Here is a 21,466-nt window from a genome sequence, read left to right as displayed (position 1 = left end):
ACTCGCCGGTCGGTTCGGCCGTGGACTACTGTGCGCGAAGGAACGTCCACCTGTGTGACGCGGCGAACATCTCGCCGGGCCCCCCTGTCGTAGACGCCATACCGGCGGGTAACGTCCGGGCAGTCCAGTCGTGCTCAGGATGCCGGCATACGAGTCTTGCCGGCCCCGGAGCACCCGCCCCAGCCTTGGACCGCACCGTCGCACCGCACAGCGTCGTTGGCGCCGGCGCCCTATGAGGAGCAGCAGTCTTGCGCGAGTTCAGCCTTCCGGCTCTGTACGAGGTCCCTGCGGACGGCAACCTGACCGACATCGTCCGCAGAAACGCCGCGCAGCATCCCGACGTCGCCGTCATCGCCCGCAAGGTGGACGGCGCCTGGCAGGACGTGACCGCCCGGGAGTTCCTCGCCGAGGTGCGCACCGCCGCCAAGGGCCTCATCGCCGCCGGGGTCCAGCCGGGCGACCGGGTGGGCCTGATGTCCCGGACGCGGTACGAGTGGACGCTCCTCGACTTCGCGATCTGGAGCGCGGGCGCGGTCACCGTGCCGGTGTACGAGACCAGCTCCCCGGAACAGGTCCAGTGGATCCTGTCCGACTCGGGGGCGACGGCCTGCGTCGTGGAGCTGCCGGGCCACGCGGAGGCCGTCGAGTCGGTGCGCGAGTCGCTGCCCGCGCTCAAGCACGTCTGGCAGATCGAGGCCGGGGGCGTGGCGGAGCTGGGCCGGCTCGGGCAGGGCGTGTCGGACGAGACGGTGGAGGAGCGCGGCTCCCTCGCCCGGGCCGACGACCCGGCGACCATCGTCTACACGAGCGGCACCACCGGGCGCCCCAAGGGCTGCGTCCTCACCCACCGCAGCTTCTTCGCCGAGTGCGGGAACGTCGTGGAGCGGCTGCGCCCGCTGTTCCGCACCGGCGAGTGCTCCGTGCTGCTGTTCCTGCCCCTCGCGCACGTCTTCGGGCGGCTGGTGCAGGTCGCGCCGATGATGGCGCCGATCAAGCTGGGCTGCGTCCCCGACATCAAAAACCTCACCGACGAGCTGGCCGCGTTCCGGCCGACGCTGATCCTCGGGGTCCCGCGGGTCTTCGAGAAGGTGTACAACTCGGCCCGGGCCAAGGCGCAGGCGGACGGCAAGGGCGCGGTCTTCGACAGGGCCGCGGACACCGCGATCGCCTACAGCAAGGCGCTGGACAGCCCCTCGGGCCCGTCGTTCGGGCTGAGGATCAAGCACAAGGTCTTCGACAAGCTGGTCTACGGCAAGCTGCGCGCGGTCCTGGGCGGCCGGGGAGAGTACGCCATCTCCGGCGGCGCCCCGCTCGGCGAGCGGCTCGGCCACTTCTTCCGCGGCATCGGCTTCACCGTGCTGGAGGGCTACGGCCTGACCGAGTCCTGCGCGGCGACCGCCTTCAACCCGTGGGACCGGCAGAAGATCGGCACGGTCGGGCAGCCGCTGCCCGGCTCGGTGGTGCGGATCGCGGACGACGGCGAGGTGCTGCTGCACGGCGAGCACCTGTTCAAGGAGTACTGGAACAACCCGGGCGCGACCGCCGAGGCGCTGGCCGACGGCTGGTTCCACACCGGTGACATCGGCACCCTCGACGAGGACGGCTACCTGCGGATCACCGGCCGGAAGAAGGAGATCATCGTCACGGCGGGCGGCAAGAACGTGGCGCCGGCCGTGATCGAGGACCGGATCCGGGCGCACGCGCTGGTGGCGGAGTGCATGGTGGTGGGCGACGGGCGGCCGTTCGTCGGCGCGCTGATCACCCTCGACGAGGAGTTCCTGGGCCGCTGGTGCGCCGAGCACGGCAAGCCGGCGGGCTCCACCGCGGCGTCGCTGCGGGAGGACCCGGATCTGCTCGCCGCGGTCCAGGCGGCCGTGGACGACGGCAACGCCGCGGTGTCCAAGGCGGAGTCCGTGCGGAAGTTCCGCATCCTGCCCGCCCAGTTCACGGAGGAGTCGGGCCACCTCACCCCGTCGCTGAAGCTGAAGCGGAACGTGGTGGCGAAGGACTACGCGGACGAGATCGAAGCCCTGTACACGAAGTAGGCGCCCGCGGCGGCGGCCCGTGGGCCCCCTCGGTGCGAGCCCGCACCGTGCCCGGCCGGACACCCCCGGCGCGGCACCCCGGCGCGGCACCCCCGGTGACCGCACCACGCCGCCGTGCGGGCCGGGGCACGGCCACAGGCCCGAGAGGCCGCACAGGCCGCAGCCGGTGCGCCCGCCTCCGCGGGACCGGCGGGCACGGGCCGCAGCGGCGGGGTGGCGCGCGCGGTGCGGTGGTGCGGTGGTGCGGGTGTGGTCAGAGGAGTGTTCTGAGCTTTTCCGCCAGCAGGTCCCAGCGCCACTTCTCCTCGACCCACTGCCGGCCCCGCTCGCCCATGCGGCGGCGCAGCTCGGGGTCGCCCAGCAGCGTCACGATCCGGTCGGCGGCCTGGGCCGGGTCGCCGCCGCGGACCACCCAGCCCGTCTCCCCGTCGAGGACCGCGTCCGGCGCGCCGCCGGAGTCGCCCGCGACGACCGGCAGTCCGGTGGCGGAGGCCTCCAGGTAGACGATGCCGAGTCCCTCCACGTCCAGGCCGCCGCGGCGGGTGCGGCAGGGCATGGCGAAGACGTCCCCGGCGCCGTAGTGCGCGGGCAGCTCGGACCAGGGCACGGCGCCGGTGAAGCGGACCGAGTCGGCGACCCCGGTCTCGTGGGCGAGGCGGCGCAGGTCCCGCTCGTAGGGGCCGCCGCCGACGATGAGCAGCACGGTGTCCGGCTCGGCGGCCAGGACGCGGGGCAGGGCCCGGATCAGGGTGTCCTGGCCCTTGCGCCGCACCAGCCGGGAGACGCAGACCACGACCGGCCGGTCGGTGAGGCCCAGCCGGGCTCGCACCTCGTCGCCGCCGGAGCCGGGGTGGAAGGTCTTCTCGTCGACCCCCGGCGGCAGCTGCACCATGCGGCTGGCCGCGTCCGGGGTCAGCGCGCCGGCGATCCGGGACCGGGTGTACTCGCCGAGGTAGGTGATCGTGTCCGTGGAGTCCCCGATCCGGCGCAGCAGCCGCCGGGCGGCGGGCAGCTGGGCCCAGCCGGCCTCGTGGCCGTGGGTGGTGGCCACCAGCCGCTCGGCGCCGGCCCTGCGCAGCGCGGGCGCCATGAGGCCGAGCGGGGCCGCCGCCCCGAACCACACCGCGGTGCAGCCGTGTTCGCGCAGCAGCGCGGCCGCGCGCCGGGTCGCCTGCGGGGTGGGCAGCAGCATGGTCGTGCGGTCGCGGACGACCGTGAAGGGCTGCTCGGCGTCGAAGGCCGCGGTGGCCAGGGCGCCCTCCCGGCCGCGCTTCCAGGTGGAGGCGTAGACGACGAGCCGGTCCGGGTCCAGCCGGAGGGCCATGTTGTGCAGGAAGGCCTGGATGCCGCCCGGCCGGGGCGGGAAGTCGTTGGTGACGATCAGGGTCTTGCGCATCGCGGCCGACCCTACCGAATCGGCCGTACGCGGCCCCGCGCGGCCGGGACTGTGGCAGGCGCACGCCCGGGCAGGACAGTATGGTCGCTCGACGCGTGATCGAACGGCGCGGCAAGCTCAGCGGGAAACCGGACGACAGGGGACGACGTGAAGACCAAGGCCGCCCGGCGGAGCCTGGCCCGGCTGCTCGCGACCTGGGGCGTCACCCGCACGGTGCTGCTGCTGTTCGTCTTCCGGGTGTACGTCTTCCCGGGCCCGGACGTCACCTCGGACGTGTCGGTGATCTACCGCGGCTGGTACGAGGTCCTGCGGCAGGGCACGTTCCCGCTGGACGACGTGACCTGGCAGTACCCGCCCGTCGCGGCCCTCGCGATCCTCTCCCCCGCCGCCCTGCCGTTCCTGTCCTACGCGCACGCCTTCTTCGTGCTGGCGTGCCTCGCCGACGCGGTGGTGCTGGCCCTGCTGGCCCACGCGGGCGGCCGCTCGGGCCGGTCGCCGCGCGGGGCGTGGGTGTGGGTGGCGGGGGTGCCGCTGCTCGGGCCGACGGTGTACGCCCGCTACGACGTGATGGTGACCGCGGTGGCGGTGGCGGCGCTGCTCGCCGCGGGCCGGCATCCGCGGCTGATGGGCGCGCTGACCGCGTTCGGGGCGCTGCTGAAGGTGTGGCCGGCGCTGCTGCTGGTCGGCGCCGTGCGGCGGCGGGCGTGGACGTCGGCGGCGGCGACCGCGGCCGGTCTGGCGGCGCTGTGCGCGGTGTCGGTGCCGGGGGCGTTCGCGTTCCTGACCTTCCAGCGGGACCGCGGCACCGAGGTGGAGTCGCTGGGCGGCCTGGTCTTCCACGTCGCCCGGCACTTCGGCTGGGACGGGCAGGTGCTGCTGAACTACGGGTCGATCGAGTTCCTCGGCCCGTACGTGGACCAGGTCAGCACGGCCGCGCTGGCACTGACCGGGGTCGCGTTCGGCTGGCTGCTGCTGTGGCGGCTGCGCGCCTCCCGCTTCGCCCCGCACACCCTGGCCGACGCGGCCCTGACCGCGGTGCTGCTGTTCACGGTGACCAGCCGGGTGATCAGCCCGCAGTACCTGGTGTGGCTGATCGGCCTGGCCGCGGTCTGCCTGTCGTACCGGGCCGGCCGCATGGGCGCGCCCGCGCTGATGGTCGTCCTCGCGTCCTTCGTGACGGTCCTGGAGTTCCCGCTCGGCTTCTCGCACGTGGTGACCAGCGACGGGTACGGCGTCACGCTGCTGGTGCTGCGCAACGCCCTGCTGGTCGCGGCCGCCCTGACGGCGGCCCGCCGGCTGTGGCGCTCGACCGTCGCGCCGGCCGCCGGGGCCCCTTCCCCGCCGCGGGCCGCCCGGACGCGCCGGACCCCGGTCTCCTCCTGACACCCGGCACCGCCCCGCCGCGGCGGCGCGGGCGCGCCCCCGGCGGGCCGCGGCTCAGCCGCCGAGCCGTGCCGTGACGTACTCCCGCCAGCGTGCGGTGAAGTCACGCGGTGTCGTCCCGAGCACCTTCCTCAGCGCGTCCTCCACCGCGCCGGCCCGCTGCCCGTGGGCGCCGACGGCCCGGTAGAAGGCGCCGAGGCGGTCGGCGCCCCACCGGTCGGCGATCATCCGGCAGGCCAGCCAGCCGCCCTCGTAGGCCCGGGCCAGACGGCCGGGTTCGCCGGTGAAGCCGAAGTCCCGGTCGGCGGGGAGCGCCTCGGGCGTCTCGCCGTCCCGGACGGCCCGGGCGAGTTCCGGCGCGGTCTCGGCGGGGGCGCGGCCGGTGCCGAGGTAGCCGATCCAGTCGGCGTAGCCCTCGGAGAGCCACAGCGGGGTGGCGGCCGTGGTGCGGGCCCGGGTGGCCACGTGGGTGGTCTCGTGGGTGAGCACCACCTGCCGGCCGACGTCGCGGAGCACCGCGTACGCCTCCGGGTTGATCACCACCCGGTCCGCGGGCGCGCGGCCGGGGCCGCCCGCCTCGCCCGTGGTGACGGCGGCGATGCCCCGGTAGCCGTCGGCGGGCGAGCCGAGCAGGGCGGCCATGCCGGACAGGGAGCGCGGGACCAGGACGACGATCCGGCGGGACCAGTCCGTGCCCCAGGCCCGTGCGACGGCCGGGACCGCGCGGTCGGCCAGCCGGGCGTACCGCCTGAGGGCGGCGGGGGACCGTCCGGTGCCGAGCACCAGGCTGCGCGCGCCCCGTACGGCGGTCACCGTGCCCTGGTCCCACAGTTGCTGCCGGGCCCGCCCGCCGGGCCGGTCGGCGGTGACGTACCAGCGGCCGTCGGCGGTGCGGCCGAGGGTGAGGGTGCGGGGGGCGTCGACGGGGGCCCGGTCGTAGCCGGCGACGCGGTAGCGCAGGTCGGCGTCGGCGGTGGCACCCAAGGAGGTGCGGCGCAGGCCGGTGATCCGGTAGCTCCAGGAGGCAAGTGGGAGGGCGCGCAGCCGGGTGTACTGGGTGCGGACGCCCGTCGCGCCGTACGCCGTCTCGTCATGGGCGAGCAGGGCCGCCGCACGCCGGTCGAGCACCTGCTGCACCTCGGCCCTGAGCGGGTCGGCCGTCGTCTTGGTGCCGCATCCGGCCAGCGGCAGCAGCAGGGCGAGCCCCACGGCTTTGCTGCTCCACGCCCGTCTGCGTCCGCCCACGTGCCGATCGTACGGCGCGACGCGCGCTCAGGGCCTGGTGACCGACGCGATCGGCATCATCCCGACCGGGTCGTAGCGCACCGGGGCGCCGGGGTAGGGCGCGTGGATGACCTGCCCGCCGCCGGCGTACATCGCCACGTGGCTGGCGTCGGAGCGGTAGACGACCAGGTCGCCGGGGCGGGCCTGGGAGAGCGGGACCCGGCGGCCGGCGAACCGCTGTTCCTGCGAGGTGCGCGGCAGTTGGACCCCCGCGTGCGCGTACGCCCACTGCATCAGGCCCGAACAGTCGAAACCCGAGGGGCCGTTGGCGCCCCACACATAGGGCCGGCCGAGGGCGGCGCGGGCGGCGGCCAGGGCCGCGGCGGCGCGGCCGCCGGGGGCCGCGGCGGGGTCCGGCAGGGCGGTGCGGCCGCCGCGGGAGGCCCGGTCGAAGGCGGCGCGGTCGGCGGCGGACAGGCCGTCGAGCAATTGCCGCGCCCTGGCGAGCTTGTGCTGCACGGTCCGCTTGTGGGCGGCCAGCGCCGCGCGGCTGCGCCGCAGTTCGGCGAGCTTACCGGCCGCCTGCGCGCGCTCCTGGGCCAGATCGCGCAGCACGGACCGCAACTGCCGCAGCCGGCCCGCCTGCTGGGCGCCGATGCGGTCGAGGGTGGCGGCCTTGTCGAGGTAGCTGTCGGGGTCGTCGGAGAAGAGCAGGGCGACGGCCGGGTCGATGCCGCCGGAGCGGTACTGGGCGCCGGCCAGCGAACCGAGCTGCTCCCGCAGGTCGTTGACGCGCTGCTGCCGGCGGGCGATGTGGTCCTGGGCGTCGCGGATCTCCCGGCGCAGCTCCCGGGCGCGCTCGTCGGCCCGGTCGTAGGCCTGGGTGGCCCGCTCGGCCTCCTCGTAGAGGCGGTCCACCTCGGCGCGCGTGCCGCCGTGCGGCGCGGCGTGCGCCGGTACGGCCCCGAGCGCGGCCGCCGTGGCCGACAGCACGCACAGGGCGGCGGCGCCCCGGTCGAATCCGGACGGTGCAAGGCGGCGGTGAGAGCCCACGGCAGTCCTTCTGCTGGCGGACGGGGACCGTCTCCCGGCGCCTGGGGACGGGGAGGCCCCGGCGCCGGGGAAACGCGGCAGACAGTAGCCGTGTCCGGGGGCGCCGGCCAAAGACCGCGGCGTCAACACAGGATGACGCCCCGCCGCTGACGCAGGTCAGCGGCGGGGCGTGCAGTCAGTTCCGGTTCCGGTGATTCGCCCGTTCGGGCGCCGCCGTGTCCCCGGTTCCGCCGGGCGTCAGACCCGGACGCCGAACATGAAGGGGCCGCCGATGGTGTTCATGGACTCGTACCGGACGACCGTGCCGGTGCGCGGGGCGTGCAGGACCTGGCCGTTGCCCGCGTACAGGCCGACGTGGTGCAGGTCGTTGAAGAAGAAGACCAGGTCGCCGACCTTCAGGTCGCTCATCGAGGTGATCCTGGTGCCGATGTTCGCCTGCGCCTCGGAGGTGCGCGGGATGGAGACGCCGGCCTGCGCGTAGGCCCAGGAGGTCAGGCCCGAGCAGTCGAAGGAGGAGGGGCCGGTGGCGCCGTAGACGTAGGGCTTGCCTATCTGGCTCTGGGCGGCGGCGAAGGCGGCCGAGGCCCGGCCGGAGGCGGGCGGCGCCTCCTTGAGGTCCACGCGCTCGGTGGAGGAGCGGTTGGCGCGCTGCTGCTCCTCGGCGAGCTGCGCCTTCTCCTTGGCGCTCAGGCTGTTGAGCAGCCTCTGCGCCTCGGCGAGCTTGCCCTGGACTTCCTTCTTCTTGTTGCCCAGTTCGGTCCGGGTGGCGGCGAGGTCCTTGAGCTTCTCGGTGGCCTCGGCCCGCTCCTGGGCCAGTTCGCGCTGCTTGTCCTGGATCTTCTTCAGCGCGTCGACCTGCTGGCTGCTCAACTGGTCGAGCGTGGACGCCTTGTCGAGGTAGTCGTCCGGGTCGGAGGAGAGGAAGAGCTGGACGGAGGCGTCGATGCCGCCGGAGCGGTACTGGGCGGTGGCCAGCGAACCCAGGCCGTCGCGGAGCTTGTTGAGCTCCTCCTGGCCCCGGGCGACGTCGTCCTGGATGGTGGAGATCTCCTTCTGCAGCTTCTGCTGCTTCTCCTTGGCGCCGTTGTACTTCTCGGTCGCCTGCTCCGCCTGCTCGTAGAGCTTGTCGACCTTGGCCTTCACCTCGTCCTTGCTCAGCTTCTCGCTGGGAGCGGCGTTGGCGGCGTTCGCGCTGAGCGCGACGGCAGCGGCGGCTGCGGTAGTCAGCACGGTCACGCGAGTGCGACTCGGCTGCTTGGGTCGACGGTGGGACGCCACGGAGGACGAACTCCTTCTTCTGAGTGATCACCCGTTCGCAGGTTCGAGCCCAGACCCTAGTGACCCAGTTGTGATCAGTTCAAATCCTCGGAGCGAAAAACCCGGTCACGCAATGCATTCTTTGCACAGAACTCACAAGCAGTGATGCGCGATTGACACTACGTTGCGTGACGATACGGCCAATTCGGGCATGCCTCATGCCCGTTGGGCGTTCAGGACAGTCGCCTCAGAAGTACCGCAGAGGCCACCGGGCGGGCGCCGGCGCGCGCCACCCCGTCGGCCACCTCCCGGTCGGTGGAGACGACGATGACCGGACGCCCCGGCGGCTCCGCGCGCACCAGCTGGCGGATCAGCTCGTCGGCCGTGACCCCCGGCTTGGAGAACAGCACCCGCACCCCGCGCGGCGGCGCGAGCAGCACCGGCGCGGCCAGTTCGGCGCCGTCGAAGACGCACGTGACCTCCGCGCCGGTCTGCGCGGCGAGCGCCGACAGCTGGCCCAGCAGCCGGAGGCGCTGCTTCTCCAGCGGCATCTGCGGATAACCGGTCTTGGTCACGTTGTAACCGTCGACGACCAGATGCGCCTGCGGAAGTGCCAGCAGCTGGTCGAGAATGGCCGGATCGTTCTCGGACAGGGCCCGTGCCGCGATGTCCTTCGGGGTCATCCGGCCCGGCTCCACCGCGTCCACCGTCTCCGCCGGGCGCACCGACACCGGGGGCAGGGCCAGTTCGCGCCGCAGCCCCTGCGTCGCCTCCAGCAGGGTGTCGAGCAGCAGCCGCACCCGCATGTCCTCGACGCTGCGGCCCTCCCGGGCCGCCCGGCGGGTGGCCTCCAGGGCGGCCTCGGCCTCGCCGAGACGGGCCTTGAGCCGCCGGGACTCGCTCTCCGCGGCCGACACCTGCGCCTGCGCCTCGGCCCGGACGGCGTCGATCTCGCCCCGCGCCTTGCGCAGGGCGGCCTCGCCGCGCCTGACGTCGCTGACGGCGGCACGCAGCTTGCGGTGCAGCGACTCGGCCTCCTTCTTCGCCGACTCCAGCTCCGCGCGCAGCCGTTCGGTCTCGGTCCGGGTCTGCTCACGGGCCTGGGCCAGCTCGGCGCGCAGCCGCTCCAGCTCGGCCCGGTTCTCCTCGTCGGCCCGCTCGGCGTCCGCCCGCTGGGCCTCCTCGCCGGCCGCGGTCACCAGCTTGACCCAGCCCGCCGGGCGCAGTACGTAGGCCGCGGCCGCCACGTCGAGCGGGTCCGCGGCCGGGGGCGGGGAGCCGGAGTCGAGGGCGCCGGCGAGTTCCGGCTGCGCCTCTCTGAGCTTCTCCCCGATCCGCTGCCGGAACAGCGGATCGGTCTCCAGCGCCGCGGCCATCGCGTTGCCGGCGAACTTCGCCCGGCGGTTGGGGGCGAACCGGGCGTACTGCCTCAGCTGGGCGGGCAGCTCCACCAGGGTCAGCCCGCCGAAGCCGTCCGAGACGATCTGCACCACCCGCCGGCGCACACCGTCGGGCAGCGGACGGTCAAGCACCTCAGCGGTGCCGTCGCCCGGCCCCCCGCCTGCGGTCTCCACCATCCGTCACACCCCAATACATGAGAAACGCTGCTGCGGGCCCGCTCCGCTCAGGAGCCGGCGCCCGGCCTGTCCACGAGTTCCACCTGGTCCACCGCGTTGCACCAGCGACAGCGCACCGACTCGATGGTCTCACTGACCACCTCGCGCTCCTCCACCGTCGGCTCACCCGCCAGGTCGAGGTGGACGTACTCGACCACCTTGGAGGAGCGGGTCACGTCGAACCGGGTCAGGTTGCCGCACAGGGTGCAGCGCCAGCGTGTCGTGGCCGTCGGCAGGGGAACCGTCATCGTGACTGTCCGCTTCCTTGTCGTGTCGGTCCGCGCCGCTCGCCGACGCGTGTGGCACGTAACCCTACGGCCTGAGGGCTGCCCGCCGCCCGTCCGTCCACGGCGGCGAGGCGGTCTGTCAGCTTGCGTCCGGTTACGTCATGCTCTGTAGTCATGATCAGCACCTGGAGAACGGCGGCCGGCAGGGCACGGAGAGCGGTCCGGGGCACCACGGCGCCGATCACGCACGGCCTCATCGCCCTGTGCTCCGTGATCTTCCTCCTCGGTCCCGCCTCCGGGCTCACCCCCGGGTACGGCGCCGGGGACGCGCTGCTCGCCGCGCAGCGGACGTACTTCCGCCGCTGGGGCGTGGTGCCGGCCGAGCTGTTCGACGCGCCGGTCAGGGAGGCGCTCACCCCGGCCACCGCCCTGTTCGTGCACGGCAGCTGGGTGCATCTGCTCGGCAACATGCTGTTCCTCTTCGTCTTCGGGGCGATGACCGAGGAACGCATGGGCCGGGTGCAGTTCACCCTGTTCTACGTCGGCTGCGGCTACCTCGCCCTGCTGGGCTACGCGGCCGCCAACGCCGCCTCCGAGCGGTCGCTGGTCGGCGCCTCCGGGGCGATCTCGGCCGTCCTCGGGGCCTTCCTCTACCTGTTCCCCCACGCCCGCGTGACCAGTCTCCTGCCGTTCCTGTTCTTCCTGCCGCTGCGGTTCCCCGCCTGGGTGGTGCTGCCGTTCTGGGCGGCCCTGCAGTGGCTGGCGGCGGGGCGGGCCTCGGACGGGCCCGGGGTCGCCTACCTCGCGCACCTGCTGGGCTTCGGGCTGGGATTCGTCTACGCCTGGCTGCGGTACGGGCGGACCGGCCCGAAGGGCGGCCCGGGCAGGGCGCCGGCGGGCGACGGGCGGGCGACTAGAGTGAAAGCCGCCCCAGCTCCGGTCACCGAGGGAGAGAAACAGCCGTGATCACCGCGATCGTCCTGATCAAGACCAGCGTGGACCGGATCCCCGAGATCGCGGAGCGGATCGCCGCGCTGGACAGCGTCAGCGAGGTCTTCTCGGTCACCGGGACCTACGACCTGATCGCCATGGTGCGGGTCCGGCAGCACGAGGACCTCGCCGAGGTCATCCCGGGCCGGATCAGCAAGATCCCCGGCGTGGAGGCCACCGACACCCACGTCGCGTTCCGCACCTACTCCCAGCACGACCTGGAAGCGGCGTTCGCCATCGGCCTCGACAACTAGCCCCCCGGCGCGCGGGCCCTCTCCCGGGCCCCGGACCGGGCACCCGTGCCCTCGTCGCCGCCGCCGGGGCGCCGGGACCCGGCAGGAGCACCCCCGCCGACCCCCGCGCCGCGCTGCCGCGCCGCGCGGCGGAGACGGGACGGAGCGGCGGGTCAGACCGCGGGGACGCAGCGGCCGTCCTCCGTGCGGTACTGCCACCGGGCGCCGTCCCGGACCAGCTCCCGCACGGCGTTCACGAAGCGCTCCACGTGCTCGTCCGGCGTGCCCGCGCCGAAGCTGACGCGGACGGCGTTGAGCGACTTCTCGCCGGGGGCCGCCTCCGGGGCGCCGCACTCGCCCTGGGTCTGCGGGTCGCTGCCGAGCAGGGTGCGCACCAGGGGGTGGGCGCAGAAGAGTCCGTCGCGGACGCCGATGCCGTACTCGGCGGAGAGGGCCGCGGCGAAGTGGGAGCTGTTCCAGCCCTCGACCACGAAGGAGAGGACGCCGACGCGCGGCGCGTCGTCGCCGAAGAGGGAGAGGATCCGCACCTCGGGAATGCCGGCGAGGCCCTCGCGCACCCTGCCGATCAGGTGCTGCTCGCGGGCGACGAGGCTGTCCCAGCCGGCCTCGGTGAGGGCCTTGCAGGCGGAGGCGATGGCGTAGGCGCCGATGACGTTCGGGGAGCCGGCCTCGTGGCGGGCGGCGCTCTCGTGCCACTCCACGTCCACTCCCCCGTCCGTCCTGCGCGTCACCTTGCGGCTGGCGCCGCCGCCCGCGAGGTACGGCTCGGCGGCCCGCAGCCAGTCGGCGCGGCCGGCGAGGACGCCGGAGCCGAAGGGGGCGTACAGCTTGTGGCCGGAGAAGGCGATCCAGTCGACGTCGAGGTCGGTCACGGACACCGGGTGGTGCGGGGCGAGCTGGGCGGCGTCCAGGACGATGCGGGCGCCGTGGGCGTGCGCCGCCGCGGCCAGTTCCCGCACCGGCCACAGCTCGCCGGTGACGTTGGAGGCGCCGGTGACGCACACCAGGGCGGGGCCGTGGGGTTCCCGGTCGGCGAGGGCCCGCTCCAGGGTCCGCACCGCCTGCTGCGGGGTGCGCGGGGCGTCCAGGTAGGTGACCGGGGCGCCTCGCCACGGCAGCAGGGAGGCGTGGTGCTCGGTCTCGAAGACGAACACCCGGCAGTCGGCCGGGAGGGCGCGGGCCAGCAGGTTCAGCGAGTCTGTGGTCGACCGGGTGAAGACCACCTGGTCGTCCGCCCGGCAGCCGAGGAACGCGGCGACCGTCCCGCGGGCGTTCTCGAACAGGTCCGTGGAGAGCTGGGAGAGGTAGCCGGCGCCGCGGTGGACGCTGCCGTAGTACGGGGCGTAGGCGGCGACGTCGTCCCAGACGCGCTGCAGGGCGGGGGCGCTGGCGGCGTAGTCGAGCGCGGCGTAGGCGACCTCGCCGCCGGTGACGAGCGGGACGGTGACATCCCCGCCCAGAACGGGCAGCGGGGCATGAACGGACCGGTCGGCGGCAGCGGTGAAGACGGACATGGGCGGTCTCCCGTGAAGGCAGGTGGAATCCGCCGCGCGAGCGGGCACGCTCCGGCGCCGGCGGAGAAGAGAGGGGGATGCGGAGGCGGGGCTCTGCGGCCCTAGCGCATTCGCTTGCTCACGGAAGACTCCTCGACGACCAGGATCCCTTGGTGTCGAGGGATCCGCGCTTGCCGTGGACCTTGCTGTCCACGGCCTGGTCTTCACCCGGGGCACCCCGCCACGGACGGAGGGTTGCCGGACAGTCGGCCGGGGCCTCATGACTGTCACTCATGACCTGATCCGGAAATTAGCCGAGCGGATCATCCCGGTGCAACTCGTGTCCGGATGCCGGGACGGGCCGACGGGATGGGACGTCGTGCGCGGGGCTTCCCCGCCCGCCCTGAGGACGGAAGGGAAGCCCGGTCCCGGTCGTCGCGGGCGGCTAGCGGTTGGTCGCCGCCACCCACCGCTCCAGCGTCCGCTTCGCCGCCCCCGAGTCGATCGACTCCCGCGCCCTGGCCATACCGGCGCGCACCTGCTCGGCGAGGGGCGCGTCCGTCGGCTCCAGGGCGACGAGCGCCGCCGCCGAGTTCAGCAGCACGGCATCCCGCACGGGCCCCTGTTCGCCGTCCAGCAGACGGCGGGCGACCTCCGCGTTGTGCCCGGCGTCTCCGCCGCGCAGGGCGGACACCGGAACGAGGCCGATGCCGACGTCACGCGGGTCGAAGACCTCCTCCGTCACCTTGCCGTCCCGGACCGCCCACACCCGGGAGGGCGCGGTGACGGTCAGCTCGTCCAGGCCGTCGTCGCCCCGGAACACCAGCGCGGAGTTGCCGCGTTCGGCGAGGACTCCGGCGACGATCGGCGCCATGCGCGGGTCGGCGACCCCGACCGCCTGGGCGCGCACCTTGGCCGGGTTGGTGAGCGGGCCGAGCACGTTGAAGGTGGTGCGGATGCCCAGCTGGGCGCGGGCCGCGGCGACATGGCGCAGCGAGGGGTGGAACCGCACCGCGAAGCAGATGGTGATGCCGGCTTCCTCGGCGACCTCGGCGACCCGCCGCGGGGTGAGGTTCAGATTGATCCCGAGCTTCTCCAGCACGTCCGAGGAGCCGGAGGCGGAGGACGCGGCGCGGTTGCCGTGCTTGACGACCTTGACGCCCGTGCCCGCGACGACGATGGCGGACATGGTGGAGATGTTCACGGTCTTGGCGCCGTCGCCGCCGGTGCCGACGATGTCCACGGCGGGACCGGGCACCTCGATGACGTTGGCGTGCTCGTACATCGTGCGGACCAGGCCGGTGATCTCCTCCACCGTCTCGCCCTTGGCCCGCAGCGCCACCATGAACCCGGCGATCTGCGCGTCGGTCGCCTCCCCGCGCATGATCAGGTCCATCGCCCAGGCGGTGTCGTCGGCGGACAGGTCCCTGCCGTCCAGCAGGCCGTTCAGCAGGACGGGCCAGGACCGGCCCGCCGCGGTGTCGCCTCCTGCGGGGGTCACAGCGCTCATCAGCCGCTCCTGGTGGTGGGGTCCTGCTCCGTCGTACACCACCCTATCCAGCCCGGAGCACGGCGAAGGGCCCCGTCCGCGACACGGACGGGGCCCTCGGCGTGGTGTGGCGACGCGGTGATCAGTGGTGGCCGTGGCCGCTCGTGATCTCCTTGTACTCCTCTACGGTCGGCTTCGGGATCTGGCTGTCCTCGCCGTAGTAGGCGTTGGAGAGCTTCACGCGCAGCTTCTCCGAGGCCGGCACCTTGCGCTCGACGCCGTTCTCGTCGACCGTCGGGCCGATCTCGGCCGGCCGGTACTGCTCGTGCGCGGTGAGCGTGTGGAGCTGCTCCTGGCTGAGCGGCTCGTGCACCTCGATGAACTCACCGTGCGGCAGCCGCTTGATGATGCCGGTCTCGCGGCCGTGCAGCACCTTGTCGCGGTCCCGGCGCTGCAGGCCGAGGCAGATCCGCTTGGTGAGGATGAACGCGATGACCGGTCCGGCGAAGAAGAAGATCCGGACGAACCAGGTGACGGCGTTGATCGACAGGTGGAAGTGCGTGGCCCACAGGTCGTTGCCACCGCCGATCAGCATGATCATGTAGGCGGTGATCCAGGCGACGCCGAAGGCCGTGCGGGTCGGGGCGTTGCGCGGACGGTCCAGGATGTGGTGCTCGCGCTTGTCGCCGGTGACCCAGGACTCGATGAACGGGTAGACCGCGATCAGCGCCAGGACCAGCGGGAAGAGCACCAGCGGGATGAACACGCCCAGGACGAGCGTGTGACCCCAGAAGCTGATCTCCCAGCCCGGCATGAAGCGGATCAGACCCTCGGCGAAGCCCATGTACCAGTCGGGCTGGGCGCCGGTGGACACCTGGTCCGGGCGGTAGGGGCCCATGGCCCAGATCGGGTTGATCTGCGCGATCGCCGCGATGAGCGCGATGACGCCGAAGACCAGGAAGAAGAAGCCTCCGGCCTTGGCCATGTACACCGGCAGCAGCGGCATGCCGACGACGTTCTTCTCGCTCTTGCCGGGGCCCGCGAACTGGGTGTGCTTGTGGTAGAAGACCAGGATCAGGTGCGCCACCATCAGGCCGAGCATGATGCCCGGCAGCAGCAGGATGTGGATCGAGTAGAACCGGGCGACGAAGTCGTGGCCGGGGAACTCTCCGCCGAACAGGAAGAACGACAGGTACGTGCCGACGACCGGCACGGACAGGATCGCGCCCTCCATGAAGCGGACACCGGTGCCGGAGAGCAGGTCGTCCGGGAGCGAGTAACCGGTGAAGCCGGTGAACATGCCGAGGACGAACAGCAGGAAGCCGAACAGCCAGTTGATCTCACGCGGCTTGCGGAACGCGCCGGTGAAGAAGACGCGCATCATGTGCACGAACATGCCGGCGAGGAAGATCAGCGCGGCCCAGTGGTGGATCTGCCGGATGAGCAGACCACCGCGCACGTCGAAGGAGATGTGCAGGGTCGAGCTGAACGCCTCGGACATCAGCTGTCCCTGGAGCGGGATGTAGCTGCCGTGGTACTCCACCTCGTTCATCGACGGGTGGAAGAACAGCGTCAGCCACACACCCGTCAGGATGATGATGATGAAGCTGTACATGCACACTTCGCCCAACATGAACGACCAGTGGTCGGGGAAGATCTTGCGCATGTTGGCCTTGGCCAGGGAGTAGATCCCGAGCCGGCCGTCGGCCCAGTCGGCGATCCGCTCGCCGGCCGGGGCCGTCCCGCGGGAGCGGGACTTCTCGTTGCGTTCAGTACTCATCCGCGCTCCCAGAATGCAGGACCGACGGGCTCCTCGAAGTCGCCGAGCGCCTGGAGGTAACCCTCACTGTCCACACCGATGCGCAGCTGCGGCAGGGCGTGGCCGGCGGGGCCGAAGATCACTCGGGCACCGTCGGAGAGGTCGAAGGTGGACTGGTGGCACGGGCACAGCACGTGGTGCGTCTGCTGCTCGTACAGCGAGATCGGGCAGCCGACGTGGGTGCAGATCTTCGAGAAGGCGACGATGCCCTCGTGCGACCAGTCGAGCTCGCGCTTGTCCTTGATGTTGCCCGGCTGCAGCCGGACGATCATCAGGGCCGCCTTGGCGATCTCCGTCTGGAACTCCTCGTCCTTCTCCTCCAGGCCGTCCGGCATGGCGAAGGTGAGGGAGCCGACGGCGACGTCCTCGGGACGCAGCGGCTGGTTCGTGTTCATGTTGACCAGGCGCTTGCCCTTGGCCCACAGGGTGTGCCGCAGCTTGTTGTGCGGGAGCGGCCCGAGGTCGCGCAGCAGCATGACGCCGGAGAGCGGCACCATGGCCAGCGCGCCGAACATGGTGTTGCGGATCAGCTTGCGGCGGCCGAGCGCCGACTCCTTGGCGCCCTGGCGGAAGTCCTCGTGGACCTTCGCGCGGACCTCGGGGGAAGCCTCGATCGGGTGACGCTCGTCGGCGACCTCCACGTCGGACATCAGGGTGCGGGCCCAGTGGACCGCGCCCGCGCCGATGCAGAACAGCGCCGTGCCGAGGGTCAGGCCGAGCGCGAAGTTCAGCGCGCTGAGGTGGCCGATCGGGAAGACGTAGACCGACGTGTCGTGCGGGATCGCCACGTACGAGGCGATGAAGCCGATGGTGGCCAGCATCGACACCGTGAACAGCAGGGCGACCATGCGCTCGGACCGCTTGGCGGCCCGCTCGTCGATGTCCTGGATCCGGTGCTCGTGCGGCGGCAGGCCCGGATCGGCGAACGGGTTCTGCTCGTCCGCCACCCCTACCGCGCCGTGTGCGTGGTCCTGCTCTGCGGGCAGGTTCTTCTCTGGAATGTCTTGGCTACTCATGACTTCTTGGCCTTTGCGGTCCGAGCGGCGACCCAGACGGCGACCGCGATCAGCGCGCCGAGGCCGAAGATCCAGGCGAACAGACCCTCGCTGACCGGCCCGAGGCCGCCCAGCTCCAGACCGCCCGGGTTCTCCGTCTCGTCGCCGTTGACCGCGTTCAGGTACGCGATGATGTCCTTCTTGTTCTTCTCCGACATCGTGGTGTCGGGGAAGGACGGCATGTTCTGCGGGCCCGTCTGCATGGCCTCGTAGATGTGCTTCGGAGCGACACCCTCCAGGCTCGGCGCGTACTTGCCCTTGGTCAGGGCACCGCCCTTACCGGTGAAATTGTGACACTGCGCGCAGTTGGTGCGGAAGAGGTCGCCGCCCTTGGCGATGTCCGCGTTTTCCGGGCCGTACTGCTGCTTGGTCGGCACGCTCGGGCCGGCGCCCAGCGAGGCGACGTACGCGGCCAGCTGGTCGATCTCGGCCTGGGTGTAGGTGACCTTCTTGCGCGGCAGCTGTGCCATCTGGGAGGTCGAGGCCGGCATGCGGCCGGTGCCCACCTGGAAGTCGACCGCGGCGGCGCCCACGCCGATCAGGCTGGGGCCGTCGGAGGAGCCCTGGCCACCGGTGCCGTGGCAGCTGGCGCAGCCGACCTCGTAGAGCTTCTTGCCCTCCTTGATGGTCAGGGACTGGGAGGTGTCGTCGGCCTGTGCCTTGTCCGCGGGCGCGAACGCGGCGTACAGCCCCCCAGTGGCCGCCAGCGCGAGGAGTAGGACGACGACCGCCGCCAGCGGATGGCGTCGTCGTGCGGAGAGCTTTTTCACGGATTACCCCGGTGTCAGGATCTTCTGCGTCGGTGCTTCTGGATGTGCGGGAGCGGTCCCGGCTACTTGATCAGGTAGATCGTGGCGAAGAGGCCGATCCAGACGACATCGACGAAGTGCCAGTAGTAGGACACGACGATGGCGGCGGTCGCCTGCTCGTGGGTGAACCTCTTCGCCGCGTAGGTGCGGCCGAGGACCAGCAGGAAGGCGATGAGACCACCCGTCACGTGCAGACCGTGGAAGCCGGTGGTCAGGTAGAACACCGAGCCGTACGGGTCGGAGGACAGCGAGATGCCGTCCTTCTTCACCAGCTCCGTGTACTCGTAGATCTGACCGCCGATGAAGATCGCACCCATGATGAAGGTCAGGATGAACCAGCCACGGAGCTTCTTCACGTCACCGCGTTCGGCCGCGAACACGCCGAGCTGGCAGGTGAGGGAGGAGAGCACCAGGATCGTGGTGTTGGTCGCGGAGAAGGGCACGTTGAGCGCGTGCGCCTGCTCCTTCCAGTGACCCGGTCCGGTCACCGACCGGAGGGTGAAGTACATCGCGAAGAGGGCCGCGAAGAACATCAGCTCGGAACTCAGCCAGATGATGGTTCCGACGCTGGTGAGGTTCGGCCGGTTGACCGACGGGTGCGCGTGCCCGGTTTCTACTGTCGTTGCTGTCGCCACGACCGACATTATGTCGGTCGCTTATCCCGCCCTCACTCCGGGGGGTGCCGTTCGGAGTGTTGCTGCTTGCCGAACCGGTGCTGACGTGGTCTTCAGGGGAGTAACATCCGCCGAAACGGCCCCGCCCGTCCTGTCCGTACGACGCCACGTCCCGGAGGAACCATGCAGCCGACCGCCACGGTGCTGGTCTACAGCGACGACTCCACCACCCGCGAGCAAGTACGGCTGGCCACCGGGCGCAGGCCCGCCCCGGACGTCCCGGCCGTCGAGTTCCTGGAGTGCGCGACGCCCGGCGCGGTCCTGCGGGAGCTGGACAAGGGGGGCGTCGACGTCTGCGTGCTCGACGGCGAGGCCGTGCCCATGGGGGGCATGGGCCTGTGCCGGCAGATCAAGGACGAGGTGTTCGCCTGCCCGCCGGTGCTGCTGCTGATGGGCCGCCCCCAGGACGCCTGGCTGGCCACCTGGAGCCGGGCCGACTCCGCGGTCACCCTGCCGGTGGACCCGGTGGAGTTCGCCTCGGCGCTGGCGGCCCTGCTGCGGCAGCGGAAGCTGCTGAGCGCGTAGCAGGGGCGGGGGCGCCCGGCGCCGCGTGCGGCCGGCGGCCCGCGGCGGCCGCACGCCCCGCCCTCGCGGCACGCCCCGCCCTCACACCGCGCCCCGCCCTCACACCGCGCCCCGCCCTCGCACCGCGTCCCGCTCTCACACCGCCGCCGGCCGGAGGCGCACCCTCTCCGCCGGCGGCGGGCCGTCCGGGGCGCCGTCGAAGAGGGCGCTGCCCGTGCGCCACTTCTGCCAGTCGACGTTCCAGTCGCCGAATCCGTTGCCGAAGGGCTCCATCCCGTCGCCCTCGGAGTTGACGACCTTGACGATGTCGCCCTCGCGGACGGTGTTGAAGAACCACTCGGCGTTGGACGTGTTCATGCCGGTGCAGCCGTGGCTGACGTTGGCGTACCCCTGGGAGCCCACCGACCACGGGGCGGCGTGGACGTACTCGCCGGACCAGGTGACCCGGGTCGCGTAGTAGACGGGCAGGTCGTAGGAGTCCGAGCTGCCCTCGGCGATGCCCACCGTGGTGCTGCGCATGCGTACGAAGTACTGCTTGCCGAGGACGACCTTGACGCCGTTGCGGGTCTCGAATCCGGGCTTGCCGGTGGTGACCGGGATCTGGTTGATCTCCTCGCCGTTGCGGTAGACCGTCATCTGGTGCGAGGACGCGTCCGTGACGGCCTCGATCCGGTCCCCCGTGGTGATCTTCAGCGGTTTCGCGGCGCCGCCCCACAGCCGGTCGCCGATCCTGATGCCGTCCAGGTTGCTGTGCACCCGGACGGTGGCGTGGGCGGGCCAGTACTCCTTGGGACGGAAGTGCAGCTCCTTGCCGCTCACCCAGTACCAGGAGCCGGTCACGGCCGGTGTGGAGTCCACGCGCAGGGCGCGCTCCACGACGGCGCGCTGCGCCTTGTCCTTGATCTCCTGGTCGAGCGCGGCGGTGATCGGTTGCCCGACGCCGTAGGTGCCCGCGTTCGGCCCGAAGGTGACGTGCAGCCGCTTCTTGCTCGTGGGCTTGCTGGTGTCGAAGGCGAGGATGTGGCGACCGGGTGCGCCGTCCTCGTCCTCGGTGCTCACCGTGACCGTGTAGTGGGCGTTGGCGGCCAGCGGGGAGGTGCTGTGCCAGCGGCTGCCGTCGGCGGTGAGTTCGCCCGCCACGTAGCGCCCTGTGGAGTCCTGGGCCGTGACGTCGGTGATACGGCCCTCGTCGCTGTTGGCGGTGATCTCCAGGGGCTTGTCCGGGTCGGCCCGCTTCTTCGCACCGGTGGGGCCGCTGAAGGAGATCAGGCCCGCTGCGTCGTACGGCTTGTCCGACAGGGGGTCGCCGTCCGAACCGCAAGCGGTGACGCCCGCGCCGAGGGCGGCCACCAGCAGGGTGCAGCTGACGACGGTGCGGGTCCGCGGAATGTGGTTCATATGATCACGCTATGAGATGGTGACCGTACCGGCACGGTGGGTAATCCGTACGAGCGAACGACACTGCGCCGAAGGACAGACCCGCCCCAGCCGCGGCGGAAAGCCGGGAGCCCGGCCCCCCTGACGGAGGGCCGGGCTCCCGGCCGCGCTGGGCGCGGATCACTCGGTGCGGATCACCTGCCGCGGATCACTGGGTGCGGTTCTCACCGTGGTAGTACTCGAACACCCAGCCGAACAGACCGATCATGATGATCGGGGCGGCGAAGTAGATCAGCCACCAGCCGACGGCGACGCTGAGGAAGGCGATCGCGCCGCCGATGCCCAGGGCGAGCGGCTGCCAGCTGTGCGGGCTGAAGAAGCCCAGCTCGCCCGCGTCGTCCGCGACGTCGGCCTCCTTGTCGTCCTGGGCGCCGGTGTCGACCCGCCGGGCGGTGAAGCCCAGGTAGAAGCCGATCATGATGCACAGGCCGAAGGCCAGGAAGAGCGCCGTGGTGCCGGCCGGCTCCTTCGACCACACGCCATAGCCGATGGCGATGCCGAGGATGAACAGGCTCAGCCAGATGAACATCCAGCCCTGGATCTTCACTTGCCGGCCTCCTTGCTGCCCGCGACCTCGTTGCTGCTGCCGTGGCCGGCGTGCTCAAGCTGCTCGAGGGCGGCGATCTCGGGGTGGTGCAGGTCGAACGCCGGGGATTCGCTGCGGATCCGCGGCAGGGTGAGGAAGTTGTGCCGGGGCGGCGGGCAGGAGGTCGCCCACTC

At 72.2% G+C, this 21,466-nt stretch carries 19 protein-coding genes, 1 pseudogene and 1 riboswitch; of the genes and pseudogenes, 5 read left to right on the top strand and 15 right to left on the bottom strand.

The genetic code is table 11. The features are described from left to right. Positions 1–248 precede the first annotated feature (248 nt). Entirely contained in the window at positions 249–2,045 is a 1,797-nt protein-coding gene (locus ABZ261_RS23025; RefSeq protein WP_356862031.1) for an AMP-dependent synthetase/ligase, read from the top strand. A gap of 253 nt (positions 2,046–2,298) precedes the next feature. Here ABZ261_RS23025 and ABZ261_RS23020 read toward each other — a convergent pair whose 3' ends face one another. Next, positions 2,299–3,441, bottom strand: a complete 1,143-nt coding sequence (locus ABZ261_RS23020; protein WP_356862029.1) for a glycosyltransferase family 4 protein — start codon at positions 3,439–3,441, stop codon at positions 2,299–2,301. A 147-nt stretch (positions 3,442–3,588) separates the two neighbouring features. Here ABZ261_RS23020 and ABZ261_RS23015 point away from each other — a divergent pair, with 147 nt between their 5' ends. Continuing rightward, complete coding sequence (locus ABZ261_RS23015; protein ID WP_356862027.1) at positions 3,589–4,824, top strand: glycosyltransferase family 87 protein; 1,236 nt, start codon at positions 3,589–3,591, stop codon at positions 4,822–4,824. 54 nt (positions 4,825–4,878) lie between these two features. Here ABZ261_RS23015 and ABZ261_RS23010 read toward each other — a convergent pair whose 3' ends face one another. The 5 genes from ABZ261_RS23010 to ABZ261_RS22990 all read right to left on the bottom strand — a co-directional run bounded on the left by ABZ261_RS23010 (position 4,879) and on the right by ABZ261_RS22990 (position 10,222). After that, on the bottom strand, positions 4,879–6,033 hold the full coding sequence (locus ABZ261_RS23010) for a hypothetical protein (RefSeq protein ID WP_356862150.1): 1,155 nt from the start codon (positions 6,031–6,033) through the stop codon (positions 4,879–4,881). Between the two features lie 63 nt (positions 6,034–6,096). Next, positions 6,097–7,101, bottom strand: coding sequence for an NlpC/P60 family protein (locus ABZ261_RS23005; protein ID WP_356862025.1), 1,005 nt, complete (start codon positions 7,099–7,101; stop codon positions 6,097–6,099). A 237-nt stretch (positions 7,102–7,338) separates the two neighbouring features. Next, positions 7,339–8,379 (bottom strand): NlpC/P60 family protein, encoded by a 1,041-nt coding sequence (locus ABZ261_RS23000; RefSeq protein WP_356862023.1) that lies wholly within the window; start codon positions 8,377–8,379, stop codon positions 7,339–7,341. A 212-nt stretch (positions 8,380–8,591) separates the two neighbouring features. After that, a complete protein-coding gene (locus ABZ261_RS22995) occupies positions 8,592–9,935 on the bottom strand; it encodes an NYN domain-containing protein (protein ID WP_356862021.1) in 1,344 nt (447 codons plus the stop codon). 47 nt (positions 9,936–9,982) lie between these two features. Continuing rightward, positions 9,983–10,222 (bottom strand): hypothetical protein, encoded by a 240-nt coding sequence (locus ABZ261_RS22990; protein ID WP_014672226.1) that lies wholly within the window; start codon positions 10,220–10,222, stop codon positions 9,983–9,985. Between the two features lie 153 nt (positions 10,223–10,375). Here ABZ261_RS22990 and ABZ261_RS22985 point away from each other — a divergent pair, with 153 nt between their 5' ends. After that, a complete protein-coding gene (locus ABZ261_RS22985) occupies positions 10,376–11,167 on the top strand; it encodes a rhomboid family intramembrane serine protease (RefSeq protein ID WP_356862019.1) in 792 nt (263 codons plus the stop codon). Beyond that, positions 11,164–11,445 (top strand): Lrp/AsnC ligand binding domain-containing protein, encoded by a 282-nt coding sequence (locus ABZ261_RS22980; RefSeq protein ID WP_356862017.1) that lies wholly within the window; start codon positions 11,164–11,166, stop codon positions 11,443–11,445. The genes ABZ261_RS22985 and ABZ261_RS22980 overlap by 4 nt, the downstream gene beginning before the upstream one ends. A 152-nt stretch (positions 11,446–11,597) precedes the next feature. Here ABZ261_RS22980 and ABZ261_RS22975 read toward each other — a convergent pair whose 3' ends face one another. The 6 genes from ABZ261_RS22975 to ABZ261_RS22950 form a co-directional block, all read right to left on the bottom strand. Continuing rightward, positions 11,598–12,959, bottom strand: coding sequence for an aminotransferase class V-fold PLP-dependent enzyme (locus ABZ261_RS22975; RefSeq protein ID WP_356862015.1), 1,362 nt, complete (start codon positions 12,957–12,959; stop codon positions 11,598–11,600). A gap of 161 nt (positions 12,960–13,120) precedes the next feature. Continuing rightward, a riboswitch (SAM riboswitch) is annotated at positions 13,121–13,237 on the bottom strand. Positions 13,238–13,383: 146 nt separating this feature from the next. Then, entirely contained in the window at positions 13,384–14,448 is a 1,065-nt protein-coding gene (trpD, locus tag ABZ261_RS22970) for an anthranilate phosphoribosyltransferase (protein ID WP_356862013.1), read from the bottom strand. A 121-nt stretch (positions 14,449–14,569) separates the two neighbouring features. Continuing rightward, positions 14,570–16,207, bottom strand: coding sequence for a cytochrome bc complex cytochrome b subunit (locus ABZ261_RS22965; RefSeq protein WP_356862011.1), 1,638 nt, complete (start codon positions 16,205–16,207; stop codon positions 14,570–14,572). Continuing rightward, complete coding sequence (locus ABZ261_RS22960) at positions 16,204–17,262, bottom strand: Rieske 2Fe-2S domain-containing protein (protein WP_356862009.1); 1,059 nt, start codon at positions 17,260–17,262, stop codon at positions 16,204–16,206. The genes ABZ261_RS22965 and ABZ261_RS22960 overlap by 4 nt, the downstream gene beginning before the upstream one ends. Continuing rightward, entirely contained in the window at positions 17,259–18,071 is an 813-nt protein-coding gene (locus ABZ261_RS22955) for a c-type cytochrome (RefSeq protein WP_356862007.1), read from the bottom strand. The genes ABZ261_RS22960 and ABZ261_RS22955 overlap by 4 nt, the downstream gene beginning before the upstream one ends. Positions 18,072–18,133: 62 nt before the next feature. After that, entirely contained in the window at positions 18,134–18,754 is a 621-nt protein-coding gene (locus ABZ261_RS22950) for a heme-copper oxidase subunit III (RefSeq protein ID WP_356862005.1), read from the bottom strand. A 153-nt stretch (positions 18,755–18,907) separates the two neighbouring features. On the opposite strand from ABZ261_RS22950, the gene ABZ261_RS22945 reads away from it, so the two are divergent. Next, the gene (locus ABZ261_RS22945; protein WP_356862003.1) at positions 18,908–19,309 is read left to right on the top strand and encodes a hypothetical protein; all 402 of its coding nucleotides are present in this window, start codon (positions 18,908–18,910) and stop codon (positions 19,307–19,309) included. 135 nt (positions 19,310–19,444) lie between these two features. On the opposite strand, the gene ABZ261_RS22940 is transcribed toward ABZ261_RS22945, so the two are convergent. The 3 genes and pseudogenes from ABZ261_RS22940 to ABZ261_RS22930 all read right to left on the bottom strand — a co-directional run. Then, a complete protein-coding gene (locus ABZ261_RS22940) occupies positions 19,445–20,707 on the bottom strand; it encodes an Ig-like domain-containing protein (RefSeq protein WP_356862001.1) in 1,263 nt (420 codons plus the stop codon). Between the two features lie 187 nt (positions 20,708–20,894). Next, a complete protein-coding gene (locus ABZ261_RS22935; RefSeq protein ID WP_356861999.1) occupies positions 20,895–21,293 on the bottom strand; it encodes a cytochrome c oxidase subunit 4 in 399 nt (132 codons plus the stop codon). Next, positions 21,290–21,466 (bottom strand): annotated as a pseudogene (locus ABZ261_RS22930) (cytochrome ubiquinol oxidase subunit I); the annotation flags it as partial. The pseudogene ABZ261_RS22930 and the gene ABZ261_RS22935, both read right to left, overlap by 4 nt.

The organism is Streptomyces sp. NPDC006193 (assembly GCF_040613915.1).
Taxonomy (GTDB): Bacteria; Actinomycetota; Actinomycetes; order Streptomycetales; family Streptomycetaceae; genus Streptomyces.
Note: the sequence above shows the minus strand (reverse complement) of the source record. Positions and strands in the feature narration are given on the sequence as shown.

Coding starts and splice junctions, on each gene's coding strand:
- ABZ261_RS23020 (WP_356862029.1), bottom strand. CDS start 3,441: ATGCGCAAGACCCTGATCGTCACCAACGACTTCCCGCCCCGGCCGGGC.
- ABZ261_RS22995 (WP_356862021.1), bottom strand. CDS start 9,935: ATGGTGGAGACCGCAGGCGGGGGGCCGGGCGACGGCACCGCTGAGGTG.
- ABZ261_RS22990 (WP_014672226.1), bottom strand. CDS start 10,222: ATGACGGTTCCCCTGCCGACGGCCACGACACGCTGGCGCTGCACCCTG.
- ABZ261_RS22985 (WP_356862019.1), top strand. CDS start 10,376: ATGATCAGCACCTGGAGAACGGCGGCCGGCAGGGCACGGAGAGCGGTC.
- ABZ261_RS22975 (WP_356862015.1), bottom strand. CDS start 12,959: ATGTCCGTCTTCACCGCTGCCGCCGACCGGTCCGTTCATGCCCCGCTG.
- trpD (WP_356862013.1), bottom strand. CDS start 14,448: ATGAGCGCTGTGACCCCCGCAGGAGGCGACACCGCGGCGGGCCGGTCC.
- ABZ261_RS22965 (WP_356862011.1), bottom strand. CDS start 16,207: ATGAGTACTGAACGCAACGAGAAGTCCCGCTCCCGCGGGACGGCCCCG.
- ABZ261_RS22960 (WP_356862009.1), bottom strand. CDS start 17,262: ATGAGTAGCCAAGACATTCCAGAGAAGAACCTGCCCGCAGAGCAGGAC.
- ABZ261_RS22950 (WP_356862005.1), bottom strand. CDS start 18,754: ATGTCGGTCGTGGCGACAGCAACGACAGTAGAAACCGGGCACGCGCAC.
- ABZ261_RS22945 (WP_356862003.1), top strand. CDS start 18,908: ATGCAGCCGACCGCCACGGTGCTGGTCTACAGCGACGACTCCACCACC.
- ABZ261_RS22940 (WP_356862001.1), bottom strand. CDS start 20,707: ATGAACCACATTCCGCGGACCCGCACCGTCGTCAGCTGCACCCTGCTG.